Here is a 23,747-nt window from a genome sequence, read left to right on the forward strand (position 1 = left end):
TTGATGAACTTGCCAAGATATCTGAAGAGGTCTCACATAGTGTAAGTAAATTTAGAGTATAATGCCGAGGGAAACTTCCTATAATTAATGTATTACTATAGGATGGTGAAATAGTGACTATTAGAACTACTAATAATGAAGAAGATATTTACTTCAACAAAATTAGAAGAGATATTAAGGTAAAATTGAAAATAAATATTGATCAATACAAAGAGAGTTATATTAAGAGAAGATTAGCTGTTAGAATGAGAGCATGTAAATGTCGGACCTATAAAGAATACTACGAGTATCTCTTAAAACATCCTGAAGAGTACAAAGAATTGGAGAATGTTTTAACAGTTAATGTTACAGAGTTTTGGAGGGATATAACAGTCTATAAGGAAATTACAAAAATCCTTGAAAAGATGGTCTTAGATAAATCCAGAAAGTCTATTAAAATATGGAGTGCTGGCTGTTCCTCTGGTGAAGAGCCCTATGGAATAGCAATAATTATAGACAACCTAATAGAAAAACATAAGAGAAAATTTTTAAAGGTTACTATTATCGGTACTGACATAGATAGAAATGTCCTGGAAAAGGCTAGAAAAGGAATATACTTGGATAAACAACTTAAAAACATAGATCCACCTTTAATATCTAAGTATTTCAACAAAATAAGTGAATACGAATACCAGATCAAACCAATTATAAAAAGATATGTCCAATTTAGATTGCACGATCTGATTAAAGATCCACCTCTAAAAAACATGGATATGATACTCTGTAGAAATGTTATTATATACTTTGATAAAGATATACAGGAAAAGATATTCCTAAAGTTTTACGAGGGGTTAGTAAGTGGAGGATATTTAGTACTTGGAAAAACAGAGATTTTACGTGGAAAGGCGAGAGAACTCTTTAAAACAGTGAACCATCGGGAAAGGATATATCAAAAACCCTAAAACCTTCAAAAGACGAGAGTTTCCTTGAAAGATTCATTAATTCCTTTCTATTATTATATGATATATCTTTTTATCTGTGGAGGTAGTTGAAGTATCAGAGACTTCTCTGGACCAAAGTTTTTTCTAATATTCAGAACATAATATATCCACTTAATAAAAATATATACTAATAAATTTCATTTTCTAGAAATCTACCAACTCTATACTCTTAACAGTTATTTTATCACCTATATGTATATCAGATACAAAGAATGATCTTGGAGAAGGATTTATAATATAAGTACTTCCTAACTTATCTATACATCTACTTTCATGTATATGACCACATGCTACCAATACAGGACTGTACTCTTCAATAATTTTCCTAATGGATGTGCTACCTACGTTACTATCAACAGTCCTATCGGCCATGGTATTAACAGGTGGTGCATGGGATACCAGTATAAACCTACCTTTTATATCCTTTTCAATATTTTTAACTGTGTTTATAAATCTAAAGTATAACTCCTCTTCAGAGTACTCGTTGGGAGTGTTAAAAGGTGTCCTGTTACTCCCCCCTATACCTACATAGTAAATATTCTCAACATTTACACATCTTCCATCCAAGTTTATCCCTATTTCATTGATTTTATCTATAACTTCTAAAGTATCACAGTTTCCAGGAACCGCCAATATTTTCACACCTTCTTTCTCCTGTAGGTACTTTAAGTAATCTATTACCTTTAAATCTCTACCAAAGTGGGTAATATCTCCTGAGATAACCAATACATCTGGTTTATATAGAAGTACTTTGTTGAGATGGCGATATCTACCATGTAGGTCAGTTATTCCCACTATTCTCATAGTATCCCTTAATATTTCTTAATTTGTAATAATTAATAATTAATATAAATAATATTTACAATTCCCTATAAAAAAGGTGATTCAATGGATGATAGAGATATTCATTTACGGAAGTTGGAACATCTGTTGATCTGTAATCACTGTGATGTGGAGTATAGAAAAAGTACCCTCTTTAACGCTATAGAGTTAATACATAGGGGCGTATCCAACTGTAATTTAAAGGATATAGACATTACAATAGATTTATTTGGAAAAAAGTTAAATGCTCCTCTCATTGTAACTGCAATAACTGGGGGCCATCCCAAGGCCAAAGAGATAAACAGGAATATAGCAAAGGCTGTGGAAGAACTTAACTTGGGGATGGGCGTAGGTTCTCAAAGGGCAGGTATATTAGATAGTAGTGTGGTAGATACCTATGCAGTAGTAAGGGATTACGATATTCCCCTTGTTATAGGTAATTTAGGAGCTGTCAACTTTATAGTGGATCGCTGGGATGAAGAGACTGTAGAGAGTGCTGTTGAGATGATCGATGCAGATGCCATGGCTATACATTTCAACCCACTTCAGGAGGCTATTCAACCAGAGGGAGATACTAACTTTAAAGATATACATATACTCAAGGATGTTATATCCAAGTATAAGAAGATGTACAGGAATATACCATTTATAGCTAAGCAGGTAGGGGAGGGGTTCTCTAAGGAGGATGCAATAATCTTAAAGGAAATAGGTTTTGATGCAATAGATGTAGCTGGGAGTGGTGGCACTTCCTGGGCCATGGTAGAGTACTACAGGATAAAGGAAAGAGAGTTTAGGGAATTCTCGGGGAGATTCTTAGAGTGGGGCATACCTACTGCAGCTTCTCTACTCCTTGTTAAGAATGTTTTCCCAGGTATTATTATTGCAAGTGGTGGTATAAGATCTGGAGTAGATATGGCAAAATCTATCGCCATAGGTGCCCACTGTTGTGGAGTTGCACTACCTGTGTTGAAGGCTGCCCTCAAAGATGCCAGAGAAGTGGTAAAAGTCCTTGAGAGGATGATAAAGGAGCTGAAAACAACCCTATTTTTAGTAGGTTGTGAAAATATAGAGGAACTTAGAAAGACTAAATATATAATAAAGAGTGAGTTAAGAGAATGGTTGAATATAAAAGATTAAAGGATGTATAATATTGTTAGGTTTAAAAAATAATACTTTATTATTATAATTATTGTAATTATAATATATATAACAATTATTAAAAAATACACCACTGTTATTAATAGATTTCATCTCTCTATCAATATACAAGGTACCTTATATTTACTTTAATGGGGGGTAATAAACTGTGGTTTATATTGTTGTTAGTCCAAGTATATATCGATATGTACTTACAAAGTAATATTTTTTTAATATAATATCGGTAAAACAGAATTGATTAAATAGTCTTATCGGTACTGATACTGTTAGTATTGTTGATTTATTTTTTATTTTAAAAAATACAAGGAAGTGGTGGATTTGCAGTTGGAAGTAGTTGCTATTGGAGGATACGAGGAAGTTGGAAGAAATATGACAGCCGTTAACGTAGATGGTGAAATAATAATATTCGACATGGGCCTAAAGCTAGACAGGGTGTTGATACATGAAGATACAGATATATCTAAGATGCACAGTTTGAATTTAATTGAGATGGGTGTAATTCCAGATGATACCGTTATGAAGAATATTGAAGGAGAGGTTAAGGCTATAGTAGTCTCTCATGGACACCTGGATCACATAGGGGCAATAACGAAATTGGCCCATAGATACAACGCCCCAATTATAGGAACACCTTACACCATAGAACTTATTAAGAGAGAGATACTAAGTGAAAAAAAGTTCGATGTAAGAAATCCCTTAGTTACACTAAATGCAAAGGAATCTATAGATTTAACACCTAATCTAACCTTGGAGTTTATAAATATAACCCACAGTATCCCAGATTCAGTTCTTCCAGTTCTACATACACCTTACGGTGCTATAGTCTATGGAAACGACTTTAAATTTGACAACTTTCCTGTTGTAGGAGAGAGACCAGATTACAGAGCTATAAAAAAGTTAGGTAAACAGGGAGTACTATGTATGATATCAGAGAGTACAAGGGTTGATTTTGAGGGAAAGACACCTTCTGAAAAGGTGGCCTCAGATCTTTTAAAAAATGATCTGTTAGGTGCAGATAACCAGTCAAATGCGGTAATAGTTACAACCTTCTCTTCCCATATAGCCAGAATAAAGTCTGCAACAGAGATCGCAGAGAAGATGGGTAGGATTCCCCTACTTATAGGTAGATCGATGGTGAAATACTGTGGTATAGCAGAGGACATTGGCATCGTCAAGTTTCCAGAAAATACAAGAATGACGGGGGATCCTTCTGCTGTAGATAGAATATTCCGCCAGATAATGAAGGAAGGTAAGGAGAACTACTTACTTATAGTAACTGGACATCAGGGAGAAGATGGTGCTGTACTATCTCGGATGGTAACTGATAAGACACCTTTTAAATTTGAGAAGTATGACCAGGTTGTATTCTCTGCAGATGTAATTCCAAATCCTATGAACGCCGCCCAGAGGTATATGTTAGAGGCTCGTTTAAAGAGACTGGGAGTGAGAATATTCAAGGGAGCCCATGTATCTGGCCATGCCTCAAAGGAGGATCACAGGGACATGATAAGGTGGGTTAACCCTGAGCATATTATCCCTTCCCATGGTGATTTTAACCTTACAACTGCCTATGCTAAATTGACAGAGGAAGAGGGATATAGGCTAGGAGAAGATGTGCATCTACTTAGAAACGGCCAAAGTTTGAAGTTCGAGAGGATTATATAAAAATCCAAAAATAGAGGATATCGCAAAAATAATCAGAAAATTTATAATTATTTTAATAACAAGTAGGTGAAAAAGATGGAACTCTTTGATAAAAATATCTTGTTCCTAATAGATAAAGAATTAAACAGATACTTAGAAGGAGAAGGTACTATATACAAAGCTTCTAGACATCTCCTACTGGCAGGAGGTAAGAGGATAAGACCCTATTTAACAATACTTACATACATGCTAAAGAGAGACGATATAGAAGAAGTACTCCCTGCAGCCCTTGCAGTTGAGTTGATACATAATTATACTCTTATTCATGACGACATAATGGATAACGATGACAGGAGAAGAGGAATACCTACAGTTCATATTGTTTATGGAAAACCTATGGCAATCCTTGCAGGAGATCTTCTCTATGCAAAGGCATTTGTTGCAGTATCAGATATAAGAGATCCTGAAAAGGCTCATGAGGTTTTAAAGGTCCTCTCTAAATCCTGTGTAGATGTATGTGTTGGACAGGCCATGGATATGGAGTTTGAGAAAAGAGAAGACATTACAATGGAGGAGTACTTAGAGATGATCTCCAAGAAAACTGGTGCTCTACTTGTAACTTCTGTAGAGATTGGTGCTATAATGGGGGAGTGTTCCTCTGAAGAGAGGGAGGCTTTGAGGGAATACGCCAAGAGAATAGGTTTAGCGTTTCAGATCCAGGATGATATCTTAGATCTGGTAGGTAATAAGAATAAGATAGGAAAACCTATAGGTAGTGATATAAGGGAGGGTAAGAAAACTCTCATAGTTATACATGCCCTTCAACATCTACCAGAGGATAAGAAGAAGAGGCTATTGGATATTCTTGGAAAGAGGGATGCCGAAGATGAAGAAATAAAAGAAGCTATTGAAATATTGAAGGACTCCATAGAGTTCGCTAAGGAGATGGTAAAGAAATATATTACAGAATCCAAGGAGTATTTAAAGATATTTGATAAAAAAAGGAGAAAAAAATTGGAGGATATAGCAGATTTTATAATGGAGAGAGTTTATTAAAAGAAAGGATGATACTTTCTCTTTATCACAGGTACCTCTGAGAAACAGTCCAAGGTTATAGAGTTTAGTAGGTATCCATCTATACCCCTTAGATTAACGAGAAGGCATCCCTTGATAGTTACCTTGATATCAGGAGCCTTCTTTCCCATCTCATCTACGAGGAGTAAGAGATCCTTAACTTTTCCAACACTTTTAATATCGTAGATACTCTCCAATACATTCTTATTCTCATTATGGACTATCAAATGATGGACCATTATCTCTTTAACTTCACTTTCCCTACTTAATATCTCCGAGAGTTCTATCAACTCCTCTCTGTTGAAGCCTGGAATATATACACATCTCACTATAGTATAGATGTATTTAGAAGCGAGTTTAATATTCTCGAGCACCTTTTCAAAGGTTTTAGATCCAGTTATCTTTTCATGGGTCTCTGGAGTAGAGGCACTTAGACTTACCATGATAATATCTAACCCTAAATCTTTAAACTCTCTTATTAACTCTTCATTTAGATTTACACCGTTCGTTTGAAGATCACACCTTAAGTTAAGCGACTTTGTAAATTCAATAGCCTTTTTAACTTTCTCTGAATAGAGTAGAGGTTCTCCGTATTGACTTATAGTTATGGCGGTACAGTTTTCAGTATCTTGGTTTTTAGGATCTATACCGTATATACCTTCCTTTACCTTAACTAACCTGGAGTAGCAGAATATACAGTTATGTTGACACCTCTGGGTGATCTCGATAGAAGGATGATGATGGGGATTTGGATTGTTTATATCTAAACCTTGACAACCTATACAGTGTCTTGAAACCTTTAGATTCTTTACAATATTTTCTAATTTATCACAGATCTCGTTTCTTAGGACTATCTTGATAGTTTCACCTTTGTTTATTTGTAGTTATAACCGTCGAGGGATCTCAATAAAAATAATCATGTAAAAATAGATAATCTCGAAATTATTAACCTTATTTGTGGGGAGAGAAGAGAAATATATGTCTATACTTTCTATTTAAGATAGCAGAGGTTTATTTTAAAATTATTATAATTATAATTATTATAATTATAAAGGCGATTGTTGATTTTATTAAAAATAATTTAAAAAGAGAGGAAAAAGTAAGATATATGTTATCTCCTGGTATATACCATGTATTAAGAAAGGAGGATAAGATTCCGTTAATTTTTCTTCATTAAAAGAATTTTTTACATGTAAAAAACAATTACTTCAACAACCCTGCTGCGTCCAGTGCCAATTTAACCTCCTCAGTTGAGGCCCCCTTTTTAATATCAACTTTCTTCTCAGTTGGTTCTATATGCTTTATATTACATCTCCTTCTTTTAACATTTCCATCTATTAGGACAAAGTTTTTATCTATTACATCTACTATAACGCAGATTTTTCCTGCCTCTCTTCCCATTGTTTTGATACAAACTCTTCCCACTTCAATTGCTGCCATTTTTTCACCCATTCTCTTTTTTTAGACTGTCTATACATGTAGAGATGATGTTGAGCACACCATCTACATCCCAGCGGGATGTGTCTATAACTATGTGATATATGGAGAGATCTTCCAGATCTATATTGTATATCTCCTTATAACGTTTTTTTTCACTTTTTTCCCTTTCTATCATTTCAGATAGAGATGTTTCTATATCTTTATTTTCCCTCTCACTTACCCTCTTACACCTAACCATTGGAGGTGCCTTTAACCATATGGAGAGTGTAGGTTCTATGTTATGTCTCTTTAGTATCCATGCAGCAAGTCGTCCCTCTAGTACTACATTCCCCTCTTTTGCAATTTCAACCTGCATAGCATCTATTTCCCTGTCTACCTCTGGGTGTTCCTCTGCATATTTGCTGAATTCTGAGAGATCCATGTTCATTTTCTTAGCCATCTCCCTGAATATAAACCCTGCACATACATGTTTCAATCCATACCTTTTAGCTATTAATTTAGATATCGTTGTAGTTCCACTACCAGGAGGTCCTCCAACGGTTATTATCATCTCAACACCTGATCTTTACAGTTGTAAGTTCCTTGCCTTCTCTATCATCAATCTCCTTAAACATCTTGGACAGAGGTAGCCACCGTATGGTCTCTCAGGTCTCTTCTCTGTTTTAGATAGTTTTCTAATCTCAGATGGTCTACCTCTTGGGACGCCGTTTAGAACAGCTCCACATTGGGCACATTTTGCCTTAGAGGGCTTTCTCCTTCTGTAGTGTATTAAGGTCCTATTACCAGGTCCTCTTTTGAAGATCTTCTTCAGAGATCTCGATCTATATCTTGGAGCAGGCATATAGATAACCTCCTAAATGTTGTAAAAAATATATAAAAAATTATAGTAAAAAATAGTAGTGGTATATATCTTTTACTTAATTAAAAAATATTCTCGCTTTAAAAAGAGTATATCCTCCTATTATTTAAATCTTTCTCTACAATAGAATAGAGGGGGATATTGAAGGAGATAGATATAAAAGAGTTAAAGAAGTATTGTAACCCATCCTATCTAACTATCAGAAAGGACAGGATCATTGCAAACAGTAGAAGATTGGCTGGATTGTCTAAAGCAAAAAAAGAGAAAATAGAGAGGAAATTTAAAATACCTGTAATATACTCCAAAAGTTACGAGTTGATATCCCAGAAGATGGGGAGATATGTATCTAAACATGGTATAATAACACCAAAAGATAGGTTGATAGTAGGTTTAAGTGGGGGAAAGGATAGTTTAGCATTACTTCACCTTTTGGAATCCTATAGGCGTAGATTTGGAGTAGAGATATACGCAGTTACTGTAGATGTAAATGTAGGAGGTATTAGACCATGGCATCCTGAAAACAGTAATGTGAAAAAGATAGCTGAACACTGCGAGGCTCTGGATATTCCCTATAGAATAATATCTTTCCATGAAGATGTAGTTAAAATGTCCCAGTTACTCTCCGATAACTCTACAGGTATTGTATACTCCCCCTGTTTTTCCTGCTCCATAGTTAGGAGGTATGTTTTAACCAATTTTGCTATGGAGTTAGTAAAGGAAGGAGGCGTTAAAAGAGACAAGATAAAGATATGTTTGGGACATACCTTGGAGGACAACTCAGATACAGTATTGGCAAATATCTTTAAGGGAGATATCATAAGAGTTCTAGAGCCTATTAAAGATTTCGAGGAGGCTATTTTTGACTTTAAAGAATTCAAACTTAAACTACAGAGATGTACCATAGCAAGACCTCTACTAAGTGTTTCAGAGAAAGACATCTTAAAGGCCCTAAATGAATGTGGTATTCAATACTACAGAGATAAAGAGATATGCCCCTACAGTAGAGATAGGGGAGATAGTATAAGGAAGAGATGTCATGAGATCCTGGAGAATCTTGAAAAGGATGTTAAAAATATAAGAGAGATGGTAGTTTCATCAGTATTGAAATCCATAGAGTATTATAGTAATGACTCCAGTTAACGATAGAATCTCGTCTTTTTCCAGGTGTTGAAAAATATCCTCTGAAAAAAGGTAATGCATAGGAGGAATTTTTACTATCTTTTAAATATATTATTAATATTTATTTACAAATCTGAAATGTTATATCTGATCATTACTATTGTTAAAAAGACCTCTTGCAACCCTCTCAAGATTATCCAACTGTTCTCCTGTACCAAAGGCATAGATAATATCTCCAGAGGATATTTCGGTATCTGCAGATGGGTTTATTACCAGTTTATCTCTCTTCTTTATACCTATAATATTCGCCCCAAATTTTTCCCGAATCCTGGATTCATATAACTTTTTATCTACTAGAGGGGAGTTACTTTTAACCTCTATCTTTCTTATCTCCAAATCTTCATCGTATTCGTATCTTGCTATAGACATAAAAGTAGATACAAAATCAAGTATGTCAACTTTCAGGGCAAGTGCAGCCATTCTAAGTCCTCCTATAATATAGGGAGAGACTACCCTGTCAGCGCCAGCGATCAGCAACTTATCCATAGATACCTTTTCTTCAGCCTTTGCTACAACGAAGATATTGGGATTCAGTCTTTTAGCAGAGAGAGTTATATATACGTTATCAGAATCTCTAGATACAGCAGATATTAGTCCTTTAGCCCTATCAATTCCAGCTTTTATCAATACTTCATCATGAGTAGCGTCTCCTACTATGTAGTTAAAATTAGGATCGTTCTCTAATTCTTTCTCTAAAATCTTTTCGTTAATATCTATAACCACATAATTTACTCCAGACTTCTCAAGTTTTTTAGTTATAACTTTACCACACTTACCATACCCACAGATAATATAATGATCTTTCAACTTTTTTATCCTATTTTCCATCTTTCTCATCCTATCTGTTTTTTTAAAGTATCCACTTACAAAAAATTCAGCAATGTTACCTAAGGCATACAATCCTATACCAACACCACATAGAATATAGATAGAGGAAATTATCTTCCCGAGTTCTGTTGTAGGTGTAATATCTCCATACCCAACTGTAGATATAGTTACTATGGAGAAATATAGAGCATTTATAAAAGATAAACCCTCCATGTGCATCATTATAAGAGCGTAAATTAAAATTAGTAAGATCATTGTTAATATACTTAATTTTATCCTGTTAACAACTTCCATTTAGGACCCTGTAGAGATTGTTATAATATTAAATCAAAAATAATTATTGCAAGTATTTAAAACTCTCTGGTTTATATTTAAAGTAAGATTAAATAATTAAATTGAAAAACAGTAGAAATGTTAATTTTAAAAATAATAATCGTTATTAAAATAAAAATAAAAATAAATAACAGTAAAATCCCATTTTGTTTGTTCTTAAATGGAACTTCCTAAAAGAGTAATAATAAGTCTTAATAGTTTTTTTACTATTATTTTACTATTATATAGTATATAATTTATAATTTATATCATAAATGGATCACTATAAAAATAAAACTATAATTAGTGAAAAGTATGATTGTAAAAACCTTAATTAAAAAAAGAGGCCAACTATCCTTTGAGTTTTCTGTATTATTACTTGTTATACTTGTTCTCTCTATTGCTTCCATCTATCATTTTATGAACAACAATTTAAATAATAGGGATAGAGATCTAGATAATATAGATATTGGGGCTAAAACTGCCATATCTCTTGTAAATTCAGGATATAACGGGAGTAATGTTGAGTATCCTATACTATATCTTGGTATGTCCTACGATCCAGATAAAACAGATATCTCCATATATATAAAAAATCAGAGCCCTTTAGATGACTCAACTTTAAATCTTATAAGGAGACTGATATACGATAGGTCACATGTAGATCCCAATGTATACAATATAACTGTAGTTATAGTGAATTAAAAAGTGAAACTATGTCTTGTATAGATAACTACAACTACGAGATTCTATTTAAAGGAACATTCAAAGAGTGTTCCAACTACATCACAAAGAATTTTAAGAATATAAGATACTTGAAACCAGGAGAAGAGGTTATAAAGGGAGTTCTTCTAATAGGAAAACCTCCAATACCGGTAGCTTCTTATGAGGATTTTGTTATATTTCCTTATACAAAACCATGCTACGGGACCTTTGTTTTAAAGGTGCCTCTCAGTGAATCCTCTCGAAGTGAGAATGATAATAAAAATAAAAAAGGTGGTATCTTATCCATGCTGAAGTTCTGGTAGGTGGTGTCTTTGAGAGTACTTGTTATAATAGGATGTCCCGAGCCTCCTGTTTTAATTCCGTCTACTCTATACCTTTTAAATATGTTGAAAAATCGTGGATGTGTGATCATTCTTTCTGCAAACCCTGCAGCATTGAAGCTTCTTGAAACAGCGGATCCAGAGAGATACTATCTGAGAGGTGTAGGGTTCCAGGATATAGAGAAAGGACTGAAAAATAGATTAGAAGTAGATGTTATAGTAGGATTTGTCCATAACGATGCTGCGGTAAATTATATCATATCCTATAAATCGGTGTATAGTGCAAAAACCTATGCTATAGTATTTGGTAGAAAAGTGAAAGGTGAATATATAGAAGACTTGAAGGATGAAGGAATAGTGACATACTCTGCTCGGGCATTCCACAACCCTGTACCTATAATAGTTAAATTGAAGGAGTTAATAGAAGAGCTGATTTAGGATCTGTTCTTACTTCCATACCAGATTTAAGTATAATATAATCTCTTTGAGTGCTTTACTCTCTCATGCATTTGGGACAGAGTTTCACTACTCCATAAAGAGTTTTTTCATACATCTCTCTATAGCTCCTTCTGCTGCCTTTCCTCCAATTAAAGCTTTAAGTTCTTTTACAAGTGCCTGGGAAGCTACAAGTGTTGTTGGATTTATTTCAGCATTTTTAGATTTTTCTATTATTTCTTCATCTAAATTCTTTAGTATATCTAAAGCTGACTCCAATCCTTTCTGCTCCTTCAAAAGGTGCATGGAGGAAGCACTCTTTATAACTAACTCCAAATTAAGGGCCTTTAATAGACCATAAACACCTGAAGTTTCTACAAGAGATGCTAAAGTATGGAGTGTTCTAACTATCTGCTGTTCAATCATCTTTTTAGGAGCATTTATGACTCTTCTACCTACAGTATAGTACTCCAAAATACCTGCCAGCGCTATAGCAGTCACAAGTGCCCCCATATCTGAAACTGTAGGTACTACATCTATAGGGACTACGTAGGCTTTCTTATTAACACTCTCTACTAACTGAATACACTTCCTCAACTGCTCTTCTGTTAGATAATCCTTTCCATCTAAGGAAGTTCCACCTATTACGTAGTGATCATGTTGAGGTGTGCCTGGAACTGCAGCAGGGTGCATTGAAGTAATACCTATATCCTTTCTCTCTCTTAGTTCGTATCTGAGACAGGAATATAAAACAACAGGAGTAGTAGTACAGGTAGTTAGAATCACTGCATCCCTTGGTAAATAGGGAATGATACTTTTAGCAATATTTCCAGTATAACACCCAAAGGGTGTAAACAGTATATGTAGTTCTCCATGTTTTGCAGCTTCCATGTCGTTATTGGTAACTTTTACTCCAGAATCTTCAACTTTCTTCCACATATCCTCACTAAGTACATCTCTATTAGGTTCTGCAAGCACAACATCATGCCCTACTTCTGCAAACTCCATAGCCATCCTACTTCCACCGTATGGTGGTTCTCCTCCAAAGAGTTGTGGAAGTTTAAGTTTGTTGACATACAGATCCTGATTTCCTGCTCCGTAGACTGAAATCTTCATGGGCTTCACCAAAAAATTTTTGGAAGATTTTTAGTTAAAGATAAGTTCTAAACATGGCTATATTTATATCTTAGGATCTTTCTTGGACACACGGGGAAGACAAGAAATTTCTCATTATATAAGGGGATTCTACAGATTGTGATTAAGATATACCTGAGAATTTCCTTCTTTAATATTTGAGAGTAGGAAAAGATACATCTGTTTTTTGGGTAGATAGGAGTTTTTTTATTTTGAACATTATCCTTAATTTTTTCTTAATTTTTTATAATTGTTTATAATAAATAAACATATTTTTATAAATAATTTTTTACAAGATGGAGTTCCTATATATATTCTTAAACATTTGAAAAAAAGAAGAGACCCTCTCCTTGGTAAAGTCCTATCCGTAGATTGTAGGGCCAAACACTTTATTAAGAATTAACAGGTTGGGTGTACAGGAAGCATTACATATTCAACTCCTTCCTCAACTCTCCCATAGTAGAACGTCTCTCTGCAAAGGCGTCATGTCTATGGATGCTTTCCTTATTAATCTGCCTTACCACCACCTGGGTATCATCTGGTAGATATCTAAACTCTTCTACGATTCTCTTTATCATCTCCCTTGCACAATCCTCAACGAATTTTGGATTTCTATGGGCCATCTCTACCACGTATGCTTCATCAACCCTTTTGAGTAGTTCATAAACTTCTCCACTCATAGACTTTTTTATAATGTCTATTATCTTCCCAATACTCACGTTATAGCCCTCTGGAACTTCTATCATTATCGTCCCTATACCTCTCTGGTTATGAGTCGCAACAACTACTGCATCCAATATCTTCTCTATATCTTCATTTGAAAATCCTTTCTTTTTTAAATTTTGAATCGTTTTCTCCTTTAGAAGATGCTGGGCACATGGACAGGCTGTAATACCTACGACTTCCGCACCAACCATTTTCTTAATATGGATGTTTCCTTCACTGTCCTTTACACCATAAGCTCTACCTATAATTTTACATAATCCCTGGGAAGGTTTATTTGTTATTGGAGACTTCTCCTCTATAATGTAATCTCCGTACATTAAAACTTCAGTCCTTGTTGCGTATTCATGTTTTTCAAAGAGTTTTTTTACAATATTTACTGACAACTCCTCTATCCCGTAGATCTCCTTAACTACTAAATTCTCTATAACTTCCTCAATAACTTCTGGACTCCTGGACATGTGTATGCCTTTCTGGGAGCTTGGTAAATCTACAAAGACTTCAAAGGTTGGAAGTAATATTATAGGCCTCTTATTTTTTCTATATATCTTTACGAGTTTTTTTAAATTAATAACTCCTACTCTCGTGAGAGGTATTTTAATCTCAGGTTCTGTAGCCTGAATATCACACAACATAGTAGACACCTAATATTAATTGTTATCCTTCCTGATAAAATATCCTACCAAAACCCCACAGAATAGGCCTATAAATAAATATATAATATTTACAGCGACGGCATAGAGAACATGATGATCTTCAGAATAAATTCTTCCTGTAGAAGAGTTTAAATTCTGAAGAATAAATGTATTACTTTCTCTTCTATATTTGTGGCCAATTTCCTTTAGGATGTCTATATCCATCTGAGAATAAGCAGCACTGTATTCATAGTAGAGAACCTTGGAGAAAGTATCATTGAGGGAGTTAGCATATTCGTAATACCCCATAGCACTTACAGGGAGATATCCATAATTATCCATTACCTTGTATATTTTCTTTTCCGCCATATCTTTTAGATACTTCATATCTGTATTATTGTAATTAAGGCTTGTTGTAGCATATACGTAAGCATCTATACTTTCTGCTATAGAGAGAAGATATTCCCCTTTCTCGTAGTATTCTCTAGCTTTATCTAATTTATCCTCGGCATCGTCTATCAATCCTGTATCAGGTAGTACCAATGAACTATAGAAAACTACAATCTCAGCATTATCAAGGTACTTCTGGGCAAGAGGTATAAATTGGCTTTCATCTATAAGTTCTTCATCCGAAGGGACATCTTTATCTGCTAGTTTTAACCACCAGATAGCACTCTTTCCTCTCCATTTTCCGTAAGAGGCGTACTCTATGGCAGATAAAAAATTGCCGTTATAGTACTCCTTCCAGGCTTTATCCATTAAATCCTCTCCTTCATAGATCCTACTCTTAGAAGCTAAAATATACTCGAAGTTACTTTTCGTCAAACTTTTATTTTTAATTATTTCCTTTTTATCATCAATATCTTTCTGAATATTTATTAGGTAATCCTTTAGATAACCTCTTTTGTCGGTACTCTCCATGTAGTTTAAGGTGGTGTTTATAACTTCTAGGTTTATCATGACTCCAAAAGCCTTTGAAGTGGCAGCGTAGTAATAACCTTGAGAGTATAGTCTCTGTGCCACGTCCAAATCTTTCTTAGATTCTTCCAATCTCTTCTTAAGGTTTATCTCCATCTGATAGTTCAACATAACGCTGGAATCGTTATTTAATCTATTATTTACGTAGTTATAATTCTCCTTAGTAAGTTTCAGTACTTCATCTGCGAGATTTTTCATCTTTTCTTTGTATATATCTCCAAGTACAGGATTAGGAGAGTAGTTACCCTCAACTAACATATGATTTGTAAAGTAGTAGATAGCATCGTATATACTCTTAATCTCAATAACTTTTACTCCTAATTTTTTGCCATACTCTACAACATCTACAGTAATATTGTTATTTTTACTATATGGATCTTCTACAGTAATGTATCGTTCTCCGTAGGGTATTAAGAAATACTTGGCACCTGCTATTTTGGCAGCCTTTAACTTTTCTAATATTCCACCTACTGGACCAATACCTCCATCTGGGTATATCATCCCTGTCATCACAACATCCCTGTTGATACTCCAGTTGTTCAATGCCGCAATGGTAGCTACACATAGGGCACCTCCGGCCGAAGGTCCTCCAACTATAGGTACTTTTGATCTTACTATGTAGTACACGTCGTAGTTCTCCTGGTCTCTGTTACATACATCAAATGCCACCTTTGCAGCTATTCTTGCTGAACTCTGCATATCCATCCCTGTTACTGGTAGAGTGTCTATAAAAACGTGGCCACTTCCATTAGACACCTTTACATCGATATTGATAGTAGTTCCTACATACCCATAGTCTGTTTCGAAAACTGCGGGGACTGTTACAGTTATATCTGCAAAAGTTATATTTAGGAAAGTTAGTGTTAAGAGGAGAAATAGATACTTTTTCATAATTTTACCTTACTTTCATTTTTTTGATTCATATCTAATAATAATTAGGAAAAATAATAATACTGACTAATAATATTAATCTTTTTCTTTTTAACAATATCTCTAATATCTCTATAAAATTTCTTTATCATACGGTGAAATTATGAATAAAAATATGTTCCATATTGCCAGAAGGGTAGTAGATAGTATTGAGAAGGGAATAAAACCCCTAATTGGATGGGAAAGATCTGGTGAAGTAATAAAAATTGGAGCAGATGGTACTCCTACCAAGAGGATAGATGTAATAGCTGAGAACATTGCAGTAAACTCCATTGAGAGGTATTGTAATGCCATACTTATAAGTGAAGAAATAGGTGTTAAAAAAATAGGTGAAGAACCACCAGAGTATCTTATTGTATTGGATCCTATAGATGGTACATACAATGCGTTGAATAATCTTCCTATCTACTCCGTTTCTATCGCTATGGGAGAAATTCCACAGGAGATTGGAGATAGTAAAGATATTCTACATATAGTAAGAAGCATGAATATAGAAGATCTGAAGTTGGGAATGGTAAAAAACATAGCTACAGGTGATATATATTATGGAATAGTTAACAGTGGGGCTTATATCTTAGAAAAAAATGAGAGAGAGTGGAAAAAGATAAAGGTATCTGACACCAAGAATTTAAAGGACGCTTCGTTAGGAGTTTTTGCCTACGGTTTAACTACTAATACTCTAAATTTTATAAAAGATAGGAAAGTAAGGAGGATAAGGATATTTGGTTCTGTCGCCTTAGAGATGTGCTATGTAGCTAGAGGGGCTTTAGATGCATTTATAAATGTAAACAAGACTACAAGACTCTGTGATATTGCAGGTGGTTATGTTATACTCAAGGAGGCTGGAGGAGTAATAACAGATAGGGATGGAAAACCTATAAGCATGAAGTTGGATATTCACGAGAGGACATCACTGATATGTTCAAATACGGCCCTCCATCAAAAGTTGGTGGGTATATTCGGCAACAAGTGGATGTTAAAACCAACAAGATTTGGTATAATATCCCGGCTAGATAAGGAAGAAGCTTTAAACCTGGTTATTCAAGTTATAAACTATCTGGAATCTAGGGGTATAGATTACCTTCTGGAGAGAGAACTCTACAACACTTTAAAGGACAAAGTAGATATTAGGAAATATAAGGGTAAAGTAATGGAGGATCTTAAGGATGTATCCCATATGTTATCCATAGGTGGCGATGGAACAGTATTAAGGACATCAAGATTGATTGGTGGAAATGAAATACCTATAATTAGTATAGATATGGGTACAGTAGGTTTTCTCACAGAATTCAGTAGGGATGGAGTATTTAAGGCTATAGATATGGTTATAAAGGGGAACTACGAAATTGAAAAAAGGACCAAATGTGCCTGTATAGTTAAGATATTCAATGAAGAAGGATGTAGAAATAAGAGTAATTACCATCAGAAGATGCTTCCAGATGCCCTAAATGAGGTAGTTCTAATAACGAAAAACCCTGCAAAGATGGTATACTTTGAGGTATATATAAATGGGGAGTTTGTAGAAGAAGTTAGGGCGGATGGACTCATAGTATCAACTCCAACAGGATCAACTGCTTACTCGTTAAGTGCTGGAGGCCCGATATTGGAACCTTCAATGGATGCCTTTGTAGTCGTCCCTATCTGTCCCTTCAAACTCTTTTCTCGTCCTATTGTGGTAGATGGAAATTCTGAGATCGTGATAAGAATATTAAAAAAATCTGTACTAGTAGTTATAGACGGAACTGTGGAAGAGACTTTAAAAAAAGGAGATGAAGTTATACTTAGAAAATCAGATTCCTACACTTATTTTGTCAAAGGTAGAAAATTCTACGGTAAATTAAAAAAATTGGAAGATTATAATAAAAAACTTATACCCTCTCAAGTATAATTGGGAGAAAAATAATCCAGTTCTTATTAAGGGATAATAAATAAATGATTATAAAAACAATAAAAAAGGACGACCCCATTACTAAAATTTGTTTCTCAGCATGTAATAAACAAAAAAATTATTAAAATTATTATTATAAAATAATAATAAAGGTAAAAAAATATAATGGGAAAGTTATTAAAAAATAAAAAATGTAAATGGATTACTACTCCTGAACATTGATAGAAGATGATCTCTGTAATGTCCCTTAATTCTTTACCTTAAGTGTTCAGAAAAAAGATTCTAGGATATAAGTTTATTACTACATTATTTTTTCACTGTTTTATCAATTTAATTCATAATTATACAATTACATTCATTTTTTTTAATTAACTTTTTGATGAAAAGTATAATTTGAATGATTTTTTAACTTCTTTCATCACTTCTCTACGGTGGGAAGATGAAATGTAAATTCTGCGAAAAGGAGGCATACATTAAACTTTACCATCCAAAAATACCCCTCTGCAGAGAACACTTTATAGAGTATTTTGAGAGAAAGGTTAGGAGAACTATTGAGAGATACAAACTTTTTAAAAAGGATGAAAGAATCTTAGTTGCTATAAGTGGTGGAAAGGATTCTGCAGTAGTTTCCTACATACTTAAAAAGTTTAACTACGATATTCAGTGTCTCTATATCAACCTTGGGGTTAGAGGATACTCTGATAAATGTGAAGAGTACGTCAAAAAGCAGTGTAAAATGATAGATACTCCTCTCCATATAGTTAAGATCAGAGAACTTTTAGGATCTGGAATTGGTGAACTTAGAACTACCCGTCCTACATGCTCCTACTGTGGAACTACAAAGAGATATATTTCCAACAAGTTTGCCTATGACAACAACTTTGACGTTGTTGTTACGGGGCATAACATAGATGACGAAGCATCCTTTATTTTTGGCAACGTACTTAATTGGAATACCCAGTATCTAGCTAAGCAGGGCCCTATACTCCCAGGTGAAGGTAAATTCGTAAAAAAGGTTAAGCCACTCTATGAAGTTACAGAGAGAGAAATTGTTGCATATGCTTCAGCAGTTGGAATAGACTATGTAACTGACAAATGTCCCTATTCAAAGGGAGCCATTACATTAAGGTATAAGGAGATTATTAATCAGTTGGAAAAAATCAGACCTGGGACAAAGATAAAATTTGTGAGAGGGTTTTTAAAGAAGAGGCATCTCTTTGAAGGAGAAATTGAAAAGGGGAAGATTAATGAGTGTAAAGTCTGTGGTATGCCGTCAGGTGGGAAAGTGTGTTCATTCTGCCGTATTTGGGATCTTAGGGAAGCTGTTGATCTGAGTATAAAATAAGAATATGGACAAATACTAAACATTTTTTACTTATTACTATTCAATAGGAAACCTCAGTATCGCCCCAATACCACCTAAGGCCTTCAGCTGTTTTCCTGCATCGTGCTCTGTAGATATAATTACAGATTTTCCTCCGATAGATTCTGTGGAATTTATCAGTTTTTCAGCTAGATCTCTGTTTTTCCTTAGAAACTCATCAGATATAAGTAGAGTATCTACTGCAGAGTAGTTTATAGCCTTTTTAACCTCCTCCAAACCATAGACAGCAAGCTCTTCTTTTGATATCTCCTCTAAGAGCCTTTCGACCAATTGAGTTTCTTCACTTAACCTTGCCTGTCCGTATATTCTATCTACCATTCCAGATTTTAAAACCTCATTAAGCCCCAACCTTCCAGTATGGTTTATAGACTCAAATACTGTTCTCCTGTGGATATCACTATACCTTTCAGCAAGATACTTCTGGAAATTGTTCTTACCAAATCCAGGTCCTGCTACAAGGATTTTTCCCTCGTAAGGTTTTAGAATCTCTACAATTTCCCTGTAGTAATTATGTCTCTCCTGCTCCAACCTCTTTGGATCTAACTTCTTAGATATATTAGATTTTATATGTGCCAACTCTTTAACACCGTACTCCCTTATAAGATATACATTACACTCGCTGTCATCCATAATAACAACTACTATCTTCGGTTTTTTTGTAGATTCCTCCGCACTTTTTAGTCTCTCTAAATCCCATCTTTTCCAATCCTTTCGAATACTAACCTCTGTTAAAGGCTCTATATCTATCGTGTGGTATGCTCCAAGAGGTATATCGTCAGGTCCATGTATTATCCTGCCACTTACCCTCAACCTATTTGTATCCTCATGGAAGAAGACTTTCTCTACTTTTATTCCTAAGTATACCTTTCTCTTAGCACCTCTATCTGCCCTCAACTTATCTCCTTTATCTTCTACCCTTCTCTCTGTCAATGCCCATACTATGTTACCCTTCTCTATAATGTTGTATAGATGCCACAGATCATCTAAATTCTCAGGTATAATTTTAAGTGTATCCTTCTCTGAAGCCTCTAAGATTTTCATAGGTATTACCTTTTTTATTTTGTTGAACGAATATTTATAAAACACATAATATAATAGAAAATTCAAATTATGATTATATTAAAATCAAAAAATAAAATAAATAAAACTGTTAGACCTAAATAAAAGATTAAATACAGGTGAAAAGCAAAAACAATCTTTATATTCAGACTGCCAGAGAAAGAGAAGTTTCTGTTAATCCTTCTTTGAAGTGTTTTTATTAATTTTTTGTTATTTTTACTCTAATTATTATTTTTTATTATGTGTAATGTTAATTACTCTCGGGGACTTGACCCTTTTCCATTAGAGCTATCTTACTCTCTAACTCTTTTTGGAGTTTTTCTATGGCTGCTAATGTTTTTGATATCTGTTCTTTAATTTTATTTTCGGCATTACTTAACTCTTTAGACGACTCTTTAAACTCCCTGATGGTTTCCTCGATGGATTTTTCAACAAAGACATCAGCACCTACATTAACTATAACATTTTCACAGTCTTGAACTTTAACTCTTGTAAATACTCCACCACCTAAAGGTATAAGTATCTCCTTAGATTGCTTTAATCCTTCCATAGACTCTATAGATTTTAAAATTTCCAACTTCAAAATTTCTATCTTACCTAATTCTTCCTGTAATCTATTTATCTGTTGTTTGTAGATCTCTATTTGATACAGCTGTTTCTGAACTTCTTCGTTTTTCACAATACCACCTTGTTTTTTATATTTCGTATAGATCGCAAGATATATATACTTATTTGTAATTATTGATAATTATAATTATTTTTTATTATAAATTAATTACAAAATTGGTGTATGTTATGCTACTCCTTGACGTTTTAGAGTACCTGTTTATACTGACAAAGGCCTTAAGTGAGGCATGGCTGGATGTAGTAAAGAGAAGTATAAGTGGTGATATAAATCCCCAGATAGTAGATATAGAAACTGAGATAAACAGTCTAATAGGACAGGTACTCTTAGCGTGTAGTATAACCCTCACTCCAGGAACATTGACCATAGGACTGGATCCGAGGAGAAGAGTATTAAAGGTTGCCACAATCGTCCCTATAAAGAGGGAAGATATTGTACCTTTTGAGCCCTACATAAAAAAGATTTTTGATAGGGACTAAGAATCTAACAACCTGAACCATTGAGGGGTTTTTAATAATTTATATCCTCCTAAAGCTCCAGGTTTGGTTTTTATCTCAAATCCTAAGGATTGTAAATCCTTAATTCTCGAATACACCGCTCCTCTACTGTTTCGAGATATACATTTCTTTAAATACTCTCCAGATACATACTCTGAATTCTTTGAAAATATTCCTTTATCTTCTAGTATTTTTCTGGCATTTCTTTTCCCATGTATTTTAATGAGATTGTTATACTCTTTGTTTATCTCTAGCAACTTTATTAGTATAATAAAGTGCCCGAGATCCAACTTTATATTTTTTTTATAAGCTTCTCTTAGAAAGGACCAGAAATCTAACTTTATATCTTCGTATCGGATCTCCATAGTATCTCCAAAATAGGAATGTTAAAATAAACAGGTAATATATACAGATGTGCACGAATTTCAAACAGAGATGATAATTTCCTTATTTTACCATAGATAGAAAATTTTAATTATTATCGTTTATAATTTTTATTAAATTTTTATATTAATTCTATATTGTAGTAAAAAGGTACTTCTAATTTCCATCACAACAATATAAAGGGATCATCATGGATATAGAGATACTTAAAAGTTATCCATTGTGTCATAGGTGTTTTGGAAGGTTGTACGCCAAGTTACTTCATACATCAAACTACGAAAGAGGAAGGTCTATAAAGATGACAAAGGCTATTGAGTTGGAATCCAAGTTGTACGATCTAAAAGAGAGATCTGGAGGTGTAGAGAGGTTAAAGTGGGGAGATGTAGAAGAAGAGATAAAAAAAATAAAGGAAGAACTATCCTACCTATACAGAAGTGGATTGACGGAGATAAGAGCTATCGAAGGTTTAGAAGTAGATAGCAGTAAATGTCCTTGGTGTAAAGGTATATTTCAGGAAAAAAACCTGGAAAAAATCTTGGAGAAAACTTTAAAGTTACTAAGTGAGTACGAATATGATACCTTTTTAGTTGGTACTTTACTTCCTAAATCTATAAAAAAATTTGAGGAGAGGATAAAAACACCTTACATGGAGAGTATAAAACAAGAGTTCAACAGAACAATGGGGAAACTACTAATAGAAAAAACATCTAAAACTGTCGAAAGGGAGAATCCTGATATAGTCATTCTTATAAACCCTTATAAGAAGAAGGTAAAATTACAAATTACACCGGTATATATAAAAGGAAGGTATAGAAAGTTAGTAAGAGGTATTCCCCAGACTAGATGGCCTTGTGGCTACTGTAAAGGTAAGGGATGTGAAAAGTGTAACTTCACTGGAAAAAAATACACCACCTCGGTGGAGGAGATAATTGCAGGACCTTTCATGGAGGCCTTTAAAGGTAAAAGTGAGGCCTTTCACGGTGCTGGAAGAGAAGATATCGATGTAAGAATGCTTGGAGATGGAAGGCCCTTTGTCCTTGAAATAAAGGAACCTAAGGTTAGGAAAGTAAATCTGGAAGAGATAGGAGAAAAGATAAACAAAAGTGGAATGGTCGAAGTGCTTAACTTGGAGTATGGTACTAGAAAAGATATAATATCCTTTAAAAATAAACCTCATAAAAAGACTTATCTGGCACTTGTGGAATGTGAGGAGGAGGTTTCCGATAAAGAACTTTCGGAGTTAGAGAAGAAATTAGAAAATTTAACTGTGTATCAGAGAACTCCTCAAAGGGTATCTCATAGAAGGGCAGATCTGGTAAGAATCCGTAAAGTATACAAAGCATGGACAGAGAGGATAGATCCCAAGAGGTTTAAACTTAAGGTGTATTGTGATGGGGGATTATACATAAAAGAGTTGATAAGTGGAGATGATGGAAGAACTTCTCCATCAGTTTCTAAGATTCTAAATAAAAGATGTGTATGTAAAGAGTTAGACGTGTTAAAAGTCCATGATGAGTAATATTACAAACATATTATAAACATACGTTCTTTAAAGGGTGGGGATAGTGAGATTTCTTCCCCAATACTCAAAATAGTATTTAAAAAGGAGGACGACAATGTCCATATATCAAAATTCTAGCAATAAACAAAACTATTTAAATTAATAACAACTATCAAAATCTCAATAAAAATGATAAAAAATGATAATAATTATAATCAAAAATTAAAAAAAT

At 34.1% G+C, this 23,747-nt stretch carries 24 protein-coding genes; 12 read left to right on the top strand and 12 right to left on the bottom strand.

Annotation, left to right across the window (positions count from 1 at the left end; translation table 11 throughout):
- Window positions 1-113: 113 nt before the first annotated feature.
- A complete protein-coding gene (locus MHHB_RS01415; protein WP_229701895.1) occupies window positions 114-941 on the top strand; it encodes a CheR family methyltransferase in 828 nt (275 codons plus the stop codon).
- 183 nt (window positions 942-1,124) lie between these two features.
- Here the strand turns inward: MHHB_RS01415 and MHHB_RS01420 are convergent, their stop codons facing one another.
- A complete protein-coding gene (locus MHHB_RS01420; protein ID WP_131006850.1) occupies window positions 1,125-1,784 on the bottom strand; it encodes a metallophosphoesterase in 660 nt (219 codons plus the stop codon).
- Between the two features lie 84 nt (window positions 1,785-1,868).
- Here MHHB_RS01420 and fni point away from each other — a divergent pair, with 84 nt between their 5' ends.
- The 3 genes from fni (at window position 1,869) to MHHB_RS01435 (ending at window position 5,660) form a co-directional block, all read left to right on the top strand.
- On the top strand, window positions 1,869-2,939 hold the full coding sequence (gene fni / locus MHHB_RS01425; RefSeq protein ID WP_131006851.1) for a type 2 isopentenyl-diphosphate Delta-isomerase: 1,071 nt from the start codon (window positions 1,869-1,871) through the stop codon (window positions 2,937-2,939).
- Between the two features lie 339 nt (window positions 2,940-3,278).
- Window positions 3,279-4,625: an RNase J family beta-CASP ribonuclease gene (locus MHHB_RS01430; protein WP_131006852.1), complete on the top strand. Its 1,347-nt coding sequence runs from the start codon at window positions 3,279-3,281 to the stop codon at window positions 4,623-4,625.
- Window positions 4,626-4,700: 75 nt separating this feature from the next.
- Window positions 4,701-5,660, top strand: coding sequence for a polyprenyl synthetase family protein (locus tag MHHB_RS01435; protein ID WP_131006853.1), 960 nt, complete (start codon window positions 4,701-4,703; stop codon window positions 5,658-5,660).
- Here the strand turns inward: MHHB_RS01435 and MHHB_RS01440 are convergent.
- The 4 genes from MHHB_RS01440 to MHHB_RS01455 all read right to left on the bottom strand — a co-directional run bounded on the left by MHHB_RS01440 (window position 5,657) and on the right by MHHB_RS01455 (window position 7,959).
- Entirely contained in the window at window positions 5,657-6,538 is an 882-nt protein-coding gene (locus MHHB_RS01440; protein ID WP_131006854.1) for a radical SAM protein, read from the bottom strand. The two genes, MHHB_RS01435 and MHHB_RS01440, sit on opposite strands and share 4 nt — an antisense overlap.
- 343 nt (window positions 6,539-6,881) lie before the next feature.
- The gene (locus MHHB_RS01445) at window positions 6,882-7,118 is read right to left on the bottom strand and encodes a 50S ribosomal protein L14e (protein ID WP_131006855.1); all 237 of its coding nucleotides are present in this window, start codon (window positions 7,116-7,118) and stop codon (window positions 6,882-6,884) included.
- Between the two features lie 4 nt (window positions 7,119-7,122).
- Window positions 7,123-7,668 (bottom strand): (d)CMP kinase, encoded by a 546-nt coding sequence (gene cmk / locus MHHB_RS01450; RefSeq protein WP_131006856.1) that lies wholly within the window; start codon window positions 7,666-7,668, stop codon window positions 7,123-7,125.
- Window positions 7,669-7,683: 15 nt separating this feature from the next.
- Entirely contained in the window at window positions 7,684-7,959 is a 276-nt protein-coding gene (locus tag MHHB_RS01455; RefSeq protein ID WP_131006857.1) for a 50S ribosomal protein L34e, read from the bottom strand.
- Between the two features lie 159 nt (window positions 7,960-8,118).
- Between MHHB_RS01455 and MHHB_RS01460 the strand changes: the two genes are divergently transcribed.
- Window positions 8,119-9,117 (top strand): tRNA lysidine(34) synthetase, encoded by a 999-nt coding sequence (locus tag MHHB_RS01460; protein ID WP_131006858.1) that lies wholly within the window; start codon window positions 8,119-8,121, stop codon window positions 9,115-9,117.
- 120 nt (window positions 9,118-9,237) lie between these two features.
- Here MHHB_RS01460 and MHHB_RS01465 read toward each other — a convergent pair whose 3' ends face one another.
- Window positions 9,238-10,278 (bottom strand): potassium channel family protein, encoded by a 1,041-nt coding sequence (locus tag MHHB_RS01465; RefSeq protein WP_131006859.1) that lies wholly within the window; start codon window positions 10,276-10,278, stop codon window positions 9,238-9,240.
- Window positions 10,279-10,611: 333 nt separating this feature from the next.
- On the opposite strand from MHHB_RS01465, the gene MHHB_RS01470 reads away from it, so the two are divergent.
- The 3 genes from MHHB_RS01470 to MHHB_RS01480 are packed head-to-tail and all read left to right on the top strand — an operon-like array spanning window position 10,612 to window position 11,780.
- Window positions 10,612-11,001, top strand: coding sequence for a class III signal peptide-containing protein (locus MHHB_RS01470; RefSeq protein WP_131006860.1), 390 nt, complete (start codon window positions 10,612-10,614; stop codon window positions 10,999-11,001).
- Window positions 11,002-11,012: 11 nt separating this feature from the next.
- Window positions 11,013-11,324 carry a DUF1894 domain-containing protein gene (locus MHHB_RS01475; RefSeq protein ID WP_131006861.1) on the top strand — a complete coding sequence of 104 codons (312 nt, stop codon included), beginning with the start codon at window positions 11,013-11,015 and terminating at the stop codon, window positions 11,322-11,324.
- Window positions 11,325-11,333: 9 nt separating this feature from the next.
- Window positions 11,334-11,780: a DUF1890 domain-containing protein gene (locus tag MHHB_RS01480; RefSeq protein WP_131006862.1), complete on the top strand. Its 447-nt coding sequence runs from the start codon at window positions 11,334-11,336 to the stop codon at window positions 11,778-11,780.
- Window positions 11,781-11,867: 87 nt separating this feature from the next.
- Here the strand turns inward: MHHB_RS01480 and MHHB_RS01485 are convergent, their stop codons facing one another.
- From MHHB_RS01485 to MHHB_RS01495, 3 genes are all read right to left on the bottom strand, one after another.
- Window positions 11,868-12,893, bottom strand: a complete 1,026-nt coding sequence (locus MHHB_RS01485; protein WP_131006863.1) for a H(2)-dependent methylenetetrahydromethanopterin dehydrogenase-related protein — start codon at window positions 12,891-12,893, stop codon at window positions 11,868-11,870.
- A 443-nt stretch (window positions 12,894-13,336) separates the two neighbouring features.
- Window positions 13,337-14,269 carry a GTP cyclohydrolase MptA gene (mptA, locus tag MHHB_RS01490; RefSeq protein ID WP_131006864.1) on the bottom strand — a complete coding sequence of 311 codons (933 nt, stop codon included), beginning with the start codon at window positions 14,267-14,269 and terminating at the stop codon, window positions 13,337-13,339.
- A 15-nt stretch (window positions 14,270-14,284) separates the two neighbouring features.
- Window positions 14,285-16,138 carry a S16 family serine protease gene (locus MHHB_RS01495; protein WP_131006865.1) on the bottom strand — a complete coding sequence of 618 codons (1,854 nt, stop codon included), beginning with the start codon at window positions 16,136-16,138 and terminating at the stop codon, window positions 14,285-14,287.
- Between the two features lie 142 nt (window positions 16,139-16,280).
- Here MHHB_RS01495 and MHHB_RS01500 point away from each other — a divergent pair, with 142 nt between their 5' ends.
- Both MHHB_RS01500 and ttuA read left to right on the top strand, forming a co-directional pair.
- On the top strand, window positions 16,281-18,065 hold the full coding sequence (locus MHHB_RS01500) for a bifunctional NADP phosphatase/NAD kinase (RefSeq protein WP_229701896.1): 1,785 nt from the start codon (window positions 16,281-16,283) through the stop codon (window positions 18,063-18,065).
- Between the two features lie 439 nt (window positions 18,066-18,504).
- Complete coding sequence (gene ttuA, locus MHHB_RS01505; RefSeq protein ID WP_131006866.1) at window positions 18,505-19,410, top strand: tRNA-5-methyluridine(54) 2-sulfurtransferase; 906 nt, start codon at window positions 18,505-18,507, stop codon at window positions 19,408-19,410.
- A 36-nt stretch (window positions 19,411-19,446) separates the two neighbouring features.
- On the opposite strand, the gene MHHB_RS01510 is transcribed toward ttuA, so the two are convergent.
- Window positions 19,447-20,490: an mRNA surveillance protein pelota gene (locus MHHB_RS01510; RefSeq protein WP_131006867.1), complete on the bottom strand. Its 1,044-nt coding sequence runs from the start codon at window positions 20,488-20,490 to the stop codon at window positions 19,447-19,449.
- A 268-nt stretch (window positions 20,491-20,758) separates the two neighbouring features.
- Window positions 20,759-21,187, bottom strand: a complete 429-nt coding sequence (pfdA, locus tag MHHB_RS01515; protein ID WP_131006868.1) for a prefoldin subunit alpha — start codon at window positions 21,185-21,187, stop codon at window positions 20,759-20,761.
- 77 nt (window positions 21,188-21,264) lie between these two features.
- Between pfdA and MHHB_RS01520 the strand changes: the two genes are divergently transcribed.
- Window positions 21,265-21,612 (top strand): monovalent cation/H+ antiporter subunit E, encoded by a 348-nt coding sequence (locus MHHB_RS01520; protein ID WP_131007056.1) that lies wholly within the window; start codon window positions 21,265-21,267, stop codon window positions 21,610-21,612.
- Here MHHB_RS01520 and MHHB_RS01525 read toward each other — a convergent pair.
- The gene (locus MHHB_RS01525) at window positions 21,609-21,995 is read right to left on the bottom strand and encodes an HTH domain-containing protein (RefSeq protein ID WP_131006869.1); all 387 of its coding nucleotides are present in this window, start codon (window positions 21,993-21,995) and stop codon (window positions 21,609-21,611) included. The two genes, MHHB_RS01520 and MHHB_RS01525, sit on opposite strands and share 4 nt — an antisense overlap.
- Window positions 21,996-22,204: 209 nt before the next feature.
- Between MHHB_RS01525 and MHHB_RS01530 the strand changes: the two genes are divergently transcribed.
- A complete protein-coding gene (locus tag MHHB_RS01530) occupies window positions 22,205-23,533 on the top strand; it encodes a tRNA pseudouridine(54/55) synthase Pus10 (RefSeq protein WP_131006870.1) in 1,329 nt (442 codons plus the stop codon).
- Window positions 23,534-23,747 lie beyond the last annotated feature (214 nt).

It is taken from the genome of Methanofervidicoccus abyssi, from assembly GCF_004310395.1.
In the GTDB taxonomy this organism is placed as follows: domain Archaea; phylum AGJL01; class Methanococci; order Methanococcales; family Methanococcaceae; genus Methanofervidicoccus; species Methanofervidicoccus abyssi.